Genomic DNA, 12681 nt, shown 5'->3' on the forward strand with positions numbered 1-12681 from the left:
AAAGAATTGAKATTCAATCTCAAAATTTATCTCTTTAGTTAATATTAATTTAGCTCGACGAGAATGAGTTTTATCTGAAATATTAGGTGCATATAAGGTTAAGCCTGTACTTGAAAGCGATAACACCTCAATTGCTAAATTAGTATCGAAGTCAATAATTCTGACATCATCTAATTCTTTCATTCGCCAACTGCGCTCAGCCCCACGGGTATCGACCACCTCAGGGATACCTAACTTGGGCGTAAACTGACCAAGTTCATCCATGGCGATATTCAACGGAAACCACAATCGATAATGACTGATTTCAGCAAGTAAGGTTAACTGGGTCTTACCGAGTAGGCTAGCCAGAGTGGACGGTATTTCGGTAGTCACTGAAACGGTTTCAGTGCCGCTCTCCGTGGAAGTCTTAACAGCAGAAGGCTTCTTAGCGAATAATTCACTAAAGCAAGCTAACTCTTCTTTTGTTAAGTTGGTATTCATTTTCTATCCTAGGCACTTAATTGTTATATTTTGTAACAATTGTAACATGCGATAAATGTCCGCACAAATATTGAGCTGCACAGCTCACCTAAAACTCTAATAAAAAGAAACAGTTTCTAACTTTCTATATTGAAATCTCACCTTCACTCTTCAATATCGGCCCACAAATTTTATTGCGAGTTCGAGATATAAAGTAACTGGTTACTAATTAGACCGCAATAAACAGATAATAATTCTACGTGATAGCAATTAATTAGGTTCATATTTAACCATTTCAAAATTAAATTTGTAGGCAATTGTTTTTATTGGATATTAAAAATTACTTTGAAAAAAATTAAGTTGCGTGCTACTTAATTGCCAGCAATAAAATTTAGAGGTAATATGTAAAAAATCACCATTGGATACTTTTTATCCAATTATGTCATTAATATGATTTAAAGATTATGGAGTTTTCATGGATTTAATATATACAGCAACAGCTACGACAACAGGCGGAAGAGACGGTAAATCAGTGTCGTCTGACAACAAACTTTCGGTAAACTTAAGCACACCAAAAGAACTAGGCGGTGCAGGTGGTGAAGGGACAAACCCTGAGCAACTATTTGCAGCAGGATACTCTGCTTGTTTCATTGGCGCTATGAAGTTCGTTGCAGGACAACAAAAAATTGCTCTAAACCCTGATTTAAATGTAGAAGCCACGGTTGGGATTGGAATCAACACAGCTGGTGTAGGCTTCGCAATAGATGTGGTGTTGCGCATAACGCTACCTGGTATGACTCAGACAAATGCGCAAGCTCTTGTTGAACAAGCTCATCAAGTTTGCCCATACTCAAATGCAACTCGCGGAAACATTAATGTGGAACTGATTGTTGAAGTGTAAACACAAGGCACAAGAGTAGTGCAGCAGAGTGCTATTAGGTGACTTGAATTTCAAACAACCTAATAGCATGACCTTTAATATTTATCTAATAACGATGACTGAAAATCATCCTCAGTGATAACTAAATTTAACAACTCAATTTGGGTCTCAATGCCACTGATGTTTTGATTCACGGTATCAAGTGTTAGGGTATTATTATCAAGCTCAAAAACTAATTTTTGGCTTCGATAGTAATATAATAAAATGGTGATCGCCTCTACTTGATTTTCATTTGCAGCAGCAACAATTTTGGCATGCTTACGATAAATTTTATTATGTAGTTGTTTAAGCTGCCAAACCCAGTAAATATCCTTCATAAAGGGTTTAGTCTTAATAATATTCATCACTAAGCTGCAAGATATCACCGCTAAAACAACCCCCAGTAAATTCAAATGAAAATTTCCTGTAGATTCAGCACCTGCAACCACTTCTTTACCAAAAAAAGCAATTAACAGAGCTCCAAACCCCAAAGATAACAAGGCTAAACAGCTTACTAGAGCAATCAATAATTGGTTTAATTGCTTGCGATACAACTGTTTATTAATAGCGATTAACTTCATATATAATCCTACAAACCAAATGTCGCTGTAGTGTATACCTATTTGACCCACATACTAGCTTAATCAAAAGATTTTTAATGACGTTTTAGCTTTATTGAAACTATTGCTAGTAATCCTCAGTTAAGCCCCCTTTAATCACCCTCCCTTTTGCATAGATTTTAACGAAGTCTTATAGACAGGGGGGTAAAAACTGCTGTTATTACATCGACCACATGAGAAAATTTAGCAGATTTGAACTCTCAGCTACCTTCAGCCGAACGGACTGAAAATAAATATCGTTAATTAAAAGATTCATTAAAAAATATTTTCCTCTTATAAACGCGATCCAGCATTAACTCGTTGCAAGTAACTGAGCACCTCTGAGGCTAAGTCGGATAGAGGCAAGACGTTAACGACTGCCCCTAAATTAATTGCCTCTCTTGGCATACCAAACACAACACAGGTTTCTTCATTTTGTGCCAAAGTATGCGACCCTTGACCACGAAGTGCTAACATACCCGCAGCACCATCTTTGCCCATTCCTGTCATCAACACAGCTACGGTATTTTCTCCTGCACACTTTGCTAATGAATTGAACATGACATCAACAGATGGTTTGTGGCCACTTACTCGATCACCATCAGATAAAACAGTACGGTAATCAGAACCATGCCGAACTATTGTTAAATGAAAATTGCCTGGGGCCAAATAAGCATTACCTGGTAAAATACGCTCCCCTCCCGTGACTTCATGCACATTGATTTTACAGGTTGAATTTAATCGCTGAGCAAAGCTTGTGGTAAAGCCTGGAGGCATATGTTGGGTTATCACTACCGCTGGGCTATTAGCAGGCAGATGCATTAAAAATTCTTTAAGGGCTACAGTGCCACCCGTTGATGCTCCTAATGCAATAATTTTTTCAGTACCAGATAACTTATAAACAAGTTGTTGAGACACTTCAGTTTTAATTCTGGGTTTAACTTTAGTGTTTGCTGCCAACCTAATCTTCTCAACTATCAATGCCCGGTATTCTTCAATGCCTTGAGCAACGCCTAATTTCGGTTTTGCAATAAAGTCTATCGCACCAAGCTCTAGAGCTCTAAGTGTTGCCTCTGCCCCTTGCTCAGTTAAAGTAGAAATCATTACAACAGGAGTAGGTCGTGCTTTCATGAGTTTTTCGAGAAATGTAAGCCCATCTACCTTAGGCATTTCAATATCTAAAGTAATGACATCGGGAGAAAATCGATTGACTAATTCTCTGGCAATATAAGCATCTGGCGCGGCCCCAACGAGCAGCATATCTTTTTCTGCTTTTACTATTTCACCAAGTAAACTACGAATCAAAGCTGAATCATCAACAACTAATACTTTTATCATCCGCAATCTCACTCAAAAAAATCAACTGAACTGTCAATATCGCCACCACGGATACGCATTCTATATTCACTCTCACGATCCATAATGGTGCTGTTGTGCATGGACTTAATTTTCTTAACTTCGACTCTTCCTGTATGGGGAAAGAAATAGACTTTACGTGGGTAGTTATCGAGTAAATCACTCGCAATGATAGGAATATGTTCAGTTTTTAAATAATCTACGGCAAACTCTGCATTTCTCTCACCAACACTACTGGAGGTAAAACCTTTCATGACATTTCCTCCGCCAAAAACTTTAGCCTCAATATGTCTTTTATCAGCACCGAACTTTAGCATCTGATTTATAAGTAGTTCCATCGCGAAAACACCATAGCGTGCTGATTGCGATACAGAAGGAATTGAAAAGTCACTATCACTTGGCAATAAAAAGTGGTTCATACCACCAATATTTTTAACAGGATCCCTTAAACACACAGAAACACATGAACCTAAAACAGTTACGATCATAGTGTTATCAGTTGTCGCAAAATACTCTCCTGGTAATATTTTTACCGCTTCAATATCAAAGTATCTATCATAATAGCGGTTAGCAATATCATTTCGGTATTCATCCTGCCCATCAAACGACACTATTCATCTCCTTTAAAGGTCGATACATTGTTTGCCCTAAAGGGCACACTAAATGACCTGCATGGGTGAATGTTTCGGAATGACCAGCAATATATAATCCATCATCAGCCATCAACTTGACCATTTTCCCAAGAATGTCTACTTGTGTTGGTTTATCAAAATAAATCATTACATTACGACAAAAAATCACATCAATTGGTGCAACAAGATCCCAGCAGTTGTTCATTAAGTTAATTTGTTTAAAGGTCACCATATCTCGCAGCTCTGAAACCACTCTCACAAACCCTTGCTGATTTCCTTTGCCACGATGAAAGAAGCGTTTAAGCTGACTTGAAGAAAGGTTTTTTACACGTTGTTCGCTGTAAATACCTAAACTCGCAGTATCTAGTACACCACTATCAATATCAGAGGCTATTATCTCGACTGGTGTTTGAAAGCTGTTAAACACCTCTGCAACTGTCATAGCTATAGAATAAGGCTCTTCTCCTGTGCTACTGGCAGCACACCAAACACGCTTTCGTCCACTGTGAGTGCTAAGAAACTGCTTCAGCGCTGAAAAATGGTGAGGCTCGCGAAAGAAAGACGTTAAATTAGTAGTCAGTGCATTAATAAATAACTGCTCTTCGGATTTATTGGAATGAATATATTCAAGATACGATGCGACGCTTGTGATGTTTAGAGGCCTAAGCCGTCTAGCTAAACGGCTATAGACCATAGCATCTTTGCTATCGGCTAGCTTAATGCCTGTTTTTTTGTACAAGAGCTTACGAACATTGTTAAAGTCCTTTATACAAAACGAAAACTCCCTTTCGTGTTGTTGTCCTTTCATAATTTAGAAGCTTTCCCACTCATCTTCTTCTGGTGAAGCTGCTCGAATTTTTTTCTGGGGACTACGTGAACTTAATCTTTTATTGGTCTCAGGCTTAACTAACCTTTCTATATTTCTTTCAGGTAAATCGTTGTAAGCATCATCAATTTTAAATGTACTAACTCGATCTGCTAACTGCTCAGCTTGAGACTGTAGGCTTTCAGCAGCCGCAGCAGCTTGCTCAACAAGTGCTGCATTTTGCTGAGTAACTTCATCCATTTGCATCACTGCTTTGCCTACCTCATCAATTCCCGTAGCTTGCTCCTTAGAAGCCGCGGCAATTTCTGACATAATGTCATTTACTCGTTTAATGGAAGTGACAATCTTTTCCATAGTGTCACCTGATTGATTAACCAAAACATTGCCATTTTCAATCTTTTTCACTGAGTCAGAAATCAGTTCTTTAATGTCTTTTGCTGCATCTGCCGAACGCTGAGCTAGTGTGCGTACTTCGGATGCGACCACCGCAAAGCCTCGGCCTTGTTCACCTGCCCTTGCAGCCTCAACAGCTGCATTAAGCGCTAAAATATTCGTTTGAAAAGCAATCCCATCGATGACACCAATAATGTCTGATATTTTACGTGCTGATTCATTAATCGATGACATGGTCGTAACCACGTCTTTAATGATATTCCCTCCATCTATTGCAACTCCTGACGCTTCGGATGCTAAGCTATTAGCTTGTATTGCATTTTCTGAATTCAACTTCACTGTTCCAGTCAGCTCTTCCATACTAGAAGCAGTCTCTTCTAGGCTTGAAGCTTGCTGTTCAGTACGGCTAGATAAATCTGCATTTCCTTGAGCTATTTCACCTGAAGCATCATTAATTGTTCTTGTTGCTGAAGTAATTTGTGAGATAGTTTCATTTAAGTTAGCTATAAAGCTATTGATTGCATCACCTAACTCTTTGAATTCACCTTCAAACTCTCTTTCAATTGATGTGGTTAGGTCACCTGTTGATAATGTCATCAATACCCGTTTCACATCATTAATGGCAGCCTTACGTGAGGTAATATCAGCAGCGTACTTAATCACTCCTGTGACTTTTCCTGCTGAATTCATAATGGGGTTGTAAGAAGCCTGCAACCACACTTCACGACCACCGTTAGCAAAACGCTTATACTCACCAGTCGAAAACTCCCCACGATTTAAATTTTGCCAAAACATACTGTATTCGACACTATTGCTATAATTGGGGTCCACAAACATTTTATGATGCTTACCTTGGATGTCTTCAAGCCTGTAACCTACAGTATTTAGAAAGTTTTGGTTGGCACTCTTAATAATGCCATCTGGGGTAAATTCAATTACCGCTTGAGAGCGGTCCAAAGCATCTAACATACCGGCTTTAACTAACAAATCCGTTTGCTCTAACCATTCTACAACCGTTCCTATATTCACACCTTTATCATCAAATAGCGGACTTAGTGTTAATCGAAAGTTCAGTCGTCCAACTTCGATCGAAGATTGATGAGTACTTTTTAAGCCTGCTAACATGCCCCGTTGATGCGACGGTTGTTTATGGAAAATATCAATATTTTGACCGAGTAAGTTATCGGCTGAGAAATTCGGTAGGGCTGCCTTAATATCTTCTTCAAGATTTTTGAGTAAGGTAATTACTGCCTTATTGGCATATATAATATTAAGGTCAATGTCAGCCATCATAAACGCTGTCGAACTAAATTCTAATGCCTGAGCATTTCGCATTGCCTGTATATTCTTATTTCTGCTTTCGTCTGATTCTGTTATTGAATTTTGATTACCATTAGCGGCAGAGCTCCCCTCTTTAAACCAATCAAAAAATTTCATTTTCTCACTCCTGTGATTCAATATTTTTTGTATCGACCAAGCCAAGCTCATCACTGCTGATCAATGCTTCAATGTTAACTAAAATAACCATATGATCTTCTATCGGTACAAGACCAAGTAAGTATCGAGTATCAAATGCCACACCAAACTCAGGTGGTTTCCTTATCTCTTCATCGATGAGCGGGATTACATCAGATACACCATCAACAACAATACCTACAATTCGATTAGCAACATTCAACATAATAACGATCGTAAAATCATTATAGGTTGCTTCACCTACATCAAATTTAATCCGTAAATCTACAATAGGGACAATGTCACCTCTTAAATTGATCACCCCTTTGATGAAAGGTGGAGCATTAGCTATTTTTGTGACGGTTTCATAACCTCTAATTTCCTTCACTGACATGATATCTAAAGCATAATGCTCTTCCCCCAAAACGAAGCTTAAAAACTCTCTCGACTCGGCATCAATATGCATCTGATTGTCATGTGCATTATTCGTTTTCTCCATATTTTCTCACCCTATGCTTTTAGGGGTTTGGATAAATCAGCTAATGACTCAACATCAAGAATCATCGCCACCCCTCCATCCCCCATAATGGTCGCTCCAGCTACGCCAGCTACTCTTTTATAATGCTTTTCAAGGCTTTTAATCACTACTTGTTGCTGACCAACTAAAGAATCTACTAACAGTGCAAAACGTTTTTTACTGCTCTCAATTAGCACCACGATCGCTTTATTAGGTTCTGTTAAAGCACCATCAACTTCCATCACTGCATGTAATTCGATTAAAGGCCAATACTGCTCTCTTATCCAAAGTAGCCTTTCGTTTGATATGACTTTAACTTGCTCAAGTGAAGGCTGTATTGATTCCACAATGTTTACTAACGGAACAACAAATATTTGGTTAGCCACTGAAACGCACATACCATCAACTATGGCTAAAGTTAGAGGTAAATGAATATGAAAAGCAGAGCCCTTACCAGGCGAAGACTCAATTTCAATTCGTCCATCAATCGCTTCAATATTTCGCTTAACTACATCCATACCTACACCACGCCCAGAGACATCTGTGACTTCATCAGCTGTAGAAAATCCGGCAGCCATGATCAACTCCCAGACTTCAGCGTCTGATATATCAGGGTCATATTTCAATCCATTTTCTGCAGCTTTAGCAAGAATTCGATCGCGGTCAAGTCCAGCTCCATCATCGGTTATACTAATTTCGATACTCCCACCACGCTGCTCAGCCCTAAGGATCACTGTTCCATTCTCAGGCTTACCCGCATTGTTACGTTCTTCCATCGTTTCAATACCGTGATCAATGCTATTTCTTACTAGGTGAGTTAGCGGATCAACAAGTTTTTCTATCATTCCCTTATCGATTTCTGTATTTCCACCTTCAATTTTGAGGTCAACTTTTTTATCTAATTTATTAGATAAGTCTCTAACAACCCTTGGAAAACGATTAAATGCCATACTCATAGGTAGCATACGCATTGACATAACAGACTCTTGAATTTCACGTGTATTACGTTGTAATTCAACCAGTGCACTTTGCAGCTTATCTTCAATAGGGCCTATAACTTCAGATCCAATCATTGCCAACATAGATTGAGTAATAACTAACTCTCCAACTAAGTTAACTAATGAATCAATCTTTCCTGTATCGACTCTTATGGAGGTTGTTTCTGATGTAGCTTTCTGTTTATCTGACGTAGCGGCTTCTTTTACTCGACGACTTGAAACCTCTATTGTCTCGGGGGTTAACTTTTTAGTATCAGGGTCAATTTGAGCCTTTATCACATCACTTTCATCAAAAAGACCATAACCTTTGGAGTCAGCATCTGAGGTAACGGGAGGGGTTTCGAAAAAACCAAAGCCTTGTTCCTCTTCAGTTTCTTGTGCTTGCGCCGACTCCTCTGGCTCGTCATCAAAAAAGCCAAAACCTTCAATGTCGTCGGTATTATTTATTGCTGGTGCTTTTTCATCGATTACTGCCTCTAACCGCGTAATCCCTTGTTCAACGCTTTCATGGTTTACCGTATCGTTACTTTTATATTGACCAAGAATAACTTTCAATAAATCAATAGTTTCTAGTAATACATTTACCGTTGCATCGCTGAGAGAGGCTGTTCCTTGACGTGCTTTATCAAGCAAGGATTCCATAATGTGAGTTAAGCCGGTCAATGCATCAAATCCGAAAATACCACTCCCCCCTTTAATAGAGTGAGCGGCACGAAAGATACTATTGAGTTGCTCAGAGTTGGGGTTTGATAAATCTAAAGCCATCAATTCTTGTTCCATGTTATCTAAATGCTCCTGACTTTCATCAAAGAACACCCCATGAAACTGCTTCATATCAATAGACATAAAATCCCTAACCTTTGATTTAACCCAGCACTTTAGTCAATACTTCTAAAAGCTTTCTTGGGTCAAAGGGTTTTACCATCCAACCCGTTGCACCAGCAGCCTTTCCCTGAGTTTTAATTTCATTACTTGCTTCTGTTGTTAACACCACAATTGGCACACTTTGGTATGCACTCATTGTCCTGAGCGATTTAATCAGAGTTAACCCATCCATGCGCGGCATATTTTGATCTGTTAAAACAAAATCAAATCGGTTGAATTTACAAACATCTAAGGCTTCTTGACCATCTACTGCAGAAGTAACTTGGTAATTGGCAGACTTTAGTGTGACCTCAACCATTTGACGTATTGATGGAGAATCATCCACTATTAAAATATTCTTGCTCATATTATTCTCATCCATGACTCCCAAAGGCAGAAACGAAAGAATCTAGCCTATATGTGTAAGAACTCACTGATAAAGGATTCAGTACTTTCTTTGTAATGTATGTTAGGAAGTTGAATCTATATGCTTTTCAGCACGATCCTGTCTTATAATAAGCTCACTATTTAAGCTAGTTCAGAAAATTAAGAACTGACAATAAGTAAAAATACCTATATTTCATTTGCTGTTTCGAATATATCTGCTTAGCTTAATATTGAGCAAAGCTTAAAAATAAAAGTCTTTAAAGGGAATTAGTTTGATTTAAGGGAATAAAATGGAACATTTACAAAATAAGCTATTTTCAGCAAATAGCTTACACAGTTCAGGTAGCAATTTAACAATCCACATTGACAGCAACCAAGTAAATTACGCTAACAACTTCATTAAATTCAAAAGCATACCACACATCAAAGAAGCTATAGTTGATTATAATTCTAACTATGAATTTATACATGCTTCGCCTTTTGAACAATATTCAAGCATAAATGTCGAAATAACTCATGCTAAATATAAAAACATAAATCTGCCTATACTAACATTAGAGGCTAATAGGAAATTAAAGTGTTTAAGTAAGCGAGAATCTGAAATTGCAACTGAAGTCGCAAATGGAAAAACAACAGTTGAGATAGCTAAAAGTTTATTTATTAGTAGAAGAACTGTTGAGGTACATAGAGCAAAGATTTTTAATAAGTTAAAGATTAAATCAGTCGCACGCCTGGCACAATTGGTCTTATTGTCCAATATCTACCTTAGCTTCAACGAATAGTTTTAAACCTACCTAATTTACATGCATATTTTGGGAAAGTAGAAATGGAAACTACAATGGAATGTAAAAAGAATAGAATTCTAATTGCTGATGACGATATGTCACTGCTAACCATCATGGAAGATGCACTATCCCCCCACTTCGAAATAGTATTGGCATCTGATGGTAACAAAGCAAAACAGCTTATAGATACTGAACAATTCATGTTTGTGATATTAGATGTACATTTACCTGAAATAGAAGGCCTAGACCTTTGCAAATATATTTTTGAAAATTCTAACTCTATAAAGCCTCATATCGTTGTGCTTAGTCAAGATATACATGATGATGTTATTCGAACAGCATACTCTTTTAATGTTGATGACTATATTATAAAACCCATTTGCCCAATCGCTGTTGTGCAGAGAATGCTACGTTTAGAGAAAGATATTTTTGATTTCAGTGATTTAGATAATTTAAGAAAGCAAACCCTCAGTATGGCTGATACAGCCATGAAACAAGCTTCAGAATATGGAAATGCGCTTGAGTTAATTGCAAAGCTTAATCAAATATCCAAACCACAAGAGTTGGCTAAAGAAGTCGCAATTTTTTTCAATAAAAATGACATATTTACAGCGATCCAGTTACGTTCAGAAAATCAGATCATTAATTATGATATTGATTCCGTTGATTGTTCAGAAGTGAAACTAAAAATATTTCAAGTACTTCATACTGAAGGACGTATATATAGTTTTGGACGCCGTACAATATTTAATGATGATCATATTTCCATTCTAGTTAAAAATATGCCTCGGCAGGATTCACATGCCTATGGCATGTTAGTCGATATCGCAGCAAAATTAATTCCTGCTATCAATTACCGTTTTATCAGCTTATGTAACGAACAGGCTATTAGTGACAGTGTCACTACTCTTTCAAACGCTATGAGTATGATTCGCAGAGGGATCACCTCAATGGAAATGGAAAAAAGAGACATTATTGCTCTATTAATTAGTCAAATAAGTGCTAGCTTTCATGAATTAGAACTAACCGATCAACAAGAACAGTTTTTCATTAATTTGATAGAAAACCACCTGGAAAACAAAGAAATTAGTGATGATTTCTTAAATGTAAAAGAAGTACTTGAAGATTGTCTTTCATCAGTACAGGCCGCCAAAAATATGACAATCTCTACGATTGAAGTAATACCTGAACAGTCTGAATATTTGGACGTTGAATTATTTTGAGGATACTTGAAGCCAAAGAATTACAAACTAAGTAAAACAATATTTGGATTAATTTTAAAAAGTACGATTTACCACTATTGATAAAACCAAGACTTAATGACAATGAAAGTGAAGTATTTGGACTGTAGGACTAAAAAATTGGGACTAAGAATATAGATAAAACTTTGGATGTTTAGAAAAGACAAAGGCCTAGCATTTCTGCTAGGCCTTCTAAATTTGGCAGGGGTAGCAAGACTCGAACTCGCAACCATCGGTTTTGGAGACCGCTGTTCTACCAATTGGAACTATACCCCTGTTGACGGAATGCATTATGCTAAAACCACTGCGAAAGGTAAAGCATTATTTATCACAAACGCACTGATTGTGGGTTTTTCAGCCAAATATAGCGATAAATAATACATTTTAGCTTATCCGTAGACATCAAAGTTATATACGCTATTTATGCTGGAACGGATCACGAAGTTTCAAATGTTAACAGGCTCTTATTTTAATGGAGGATGACAGTATCGATAGTTTTTATGAAGTAACAAATAACGTGAAAGCCGTAAGCATACGATTAAATCACGATTGAACTGCAATGAATGGATAACACAGAATATGAATACATTAGTGTGTTCACATGTATTAAGTAGATTCTTTATTCCGAGTTATTGGGGGAGAGAATGTATTGACTGAGGCGCGAAGAAAAGAAATACATCAACCCCCTCTAACAAAGCTGTTAAGCCTTTCGTTATACTGGCGGAGTCACGTACACTTATTAACGACAAGCTCGCAACCAGCCGTGTAACAACCTGCTAGCTACTTTAGAGCACTCCATAGGACGATATGCTCAGCATGACCAGTATTGACTTAGGAAAACTATAATGATCCTGGTTTAGTTAGTAAATATACAGTTCATATAACTTTTCTTTGAAACACTCAAACGAAAAAAGCCTCTGCATTGCTGCAGAGGCTTTCATCTTTATGTTTGTGGGTGAGTACGACGATAGCCGTGAACTTACGAACGCGAAGCTGGGGCGGACTATTTTTTGCAAAAGTCTGCGACGCCACAATATCTAATTAAAATGTTTCAAATACGAAAAAGCCCTATCATTCTTTATAAACAAGACGTGATAGGGCTTATCGTAAAGCTAAAACGAAAAAAGCCTCATCTTTCGATGAGGCTTTAGTCTTTGTGTTGGCGGAGCGGACGGGACTCGAACCCGCGACCCCCGGCGTGACAGGCCGGTATTCTAACCAACTGAACTACCGCTCCTTTAGCAAAATGC

12 protein-coding genes and 2 tRNA genes are annotated in these 12681 nt (G+C 37.8%); 3 read left to right on the plus strand and 11 right to left on the minus strand.

All coding sequences use genetic code 11. The annotated features are described in order from the left end of the window. On the minus strand, positions 1–480 hold a 480-nt coding region (locus FNZ24_RS20575), incomplete at its 3' end, for a hypothetical protein (protein ID WP_153916665.1). 454 nt (positions 481–934) lie between these two features. Between FNZ24_RS20575 and FNZ24_RS20580 the strand changes: the two genes are divergently transcribed. Next, positions 935–1360, plus strand: coding sequence for an organic hydroperoxide resistance protein (locus FNZ24_RS20580; protein WP_153916666.1), 426 nt, complete (start codon positions 935–937; stop codon positions 1358–1360). Between the two features lie 74 nt (positions 1361–1434). On the opposite strand, the gene FNZ24_RS20585 is transcribed toward FNZ24_RS20580, so the two are convergent. From FNZ24_RS20585 to FNZ24_RS20620, 8 genes are all read right to left on the minus strand, one after another. Continuing rightward, a complete protein-coding gene (locus FNZ24_RS20585; protein WP_153916667.1) occupies positions 1435–1959 on the minus strand; it encodes a DUF3087 family protein in 525 nt (174 codons plus the stop codon). A 312-nt stretch (positions 1960–2271) separates the two neighbouring features. Further along, the gene (locus FNZ24_RS20590) at positions 2272–3315 is read right to left on the minus strand and encodes a protein-glutamate methylesterase/protein-glutamine glutaminase (RefSeq protein WP_153916668.1); all 1044 of its coding nucleotides are present in this window, start codon (positions 3313–3315) and stop codon (positions 2272–2274) included. A gap of 8 nt (positions 3316–3323) precedes the next feature. Further along, on the minus strand, positions 3324–3944 hold the full coding sequence (cheD, locus tag FNZ24_RS20595) for a chemoreceptor glutamine deamidase CheD (RefSeq protein ID WP_153916669.1): 621 nt from the start codon (positions 3942–3944) through the stop codon (positions 3324–3326). Continuing rightward, positions 3934–4773: a CheR family methyltransferase gene (locus FNZ24_RS20600; protein WP_153916670.1), complete on the minus strand. Its 840-nt coding sequence runs from the start codon at positions 4771–4773 to the stop codon at positions 3934–3936. The genes cheD and FNZ24_RS20600 overlap by 11 nt, the downstream gene beginning before the upstream one ends. Positions 4774–4776: 3 nt before the next feature. Then, positions 4777–6621, minus strand: a complete 1845-nt coding sequence (locus tag FNZ24_RS20605; protein ID WP_416384858.1) for a methyl-accepting chemotaxis protein — start codon at positions 6619–6621, stop codon at positions 4777–4779. Between the two features lie 4 nt (positions 6622–6625). Continuing rightward, the gene (locus FNZ24_RS20610) at positions 6626–7138 is read right to left on the minus strand and encodes a chemotaxis protein CheW (protein ID WP_228768569.1); all 513 of its coding nucleotides are present in this window, start codon (positions 7136–7138) and stop codon (positions 6626–6628) included. Between the two features lie 11 nt (positions 7139–7149). Next, a complete protein-coding gene (locus FNZ24_RS20615) occupies positions 7150–9000 on the minus strand; it encodes a chemotaxis protein CheA (protein ID WP_153916671.1) in 1851 nt (616 codons plus the stop codon). Between the two features lie 19 nt (positions 9001–9019). Next, a complete protein-coding gene (locus FNZ24_RS20620) occupies positions 9020–9385 on the minus strand; it encodes a response regulator (protein ID WP_153916672.1) in 366 nt (121 codons plus the stop codon). A 310-nt stretch (positions 9386–9695) separates the two neighbouring features. On the opposite strand from FNZ24_RS20620, the gene FNZ24_RS20625 reads away from it, so the two are divergent. Together FNZ24_RS20625 and FNZ24_RS20630 are read left to right on the plus strand one after the other, a co-directional pair. Then, positions 9696–10187 (plus strand): LuxR C-terminal-related transcriptional regulator, encoded by a 492-nt coding sequence (locus tag FNZ24_RS20625; RefSeq protein ID WP_153916673.1) that lies wholly within the window; start codon positions 9696–9698, stop codon positions 10185–10187. A gap of 44 nt (positions 10188–10231) precedes the next feature. Beyond that, positions 10232–11413, plus strand: coding sequence for a response regulator transcription factor (locus tag FNZ24_RS20630; RefSeq protein WP_153916674.1), 1182 nt, complete (start codon positions 10232–10234; stop codon positions 11411–11413). 217 nt (positions 11414–11630) lie between these two features. On the opposite strand, the gene FNZ24_RS20635 is transcribed toward FNZ24_RS20630, so the two are convergent. Next, positions 11631–11707: transfer RNA gene (locus FNZ24_RS20635), tRNA-Trp, on the minus strand. An 884-nt stretch (positions 11708–12591) separates the two neighbouring features. Then, a tRNA-Asp gene (locus FNZ24_RS20640) sits at positions 12592–12668 on the minus strand. Positions 12669–12681 lie beyond the last annotated feature (13 nt).

Source organism: Shewanella sp. TC10, from assembly GCF_009663145.1.
Lineage (GTDB): Bacteria > Pseudomonadota > Gammaproteobacteria > Enterobacterales > Shewanellaceae > Shewanella.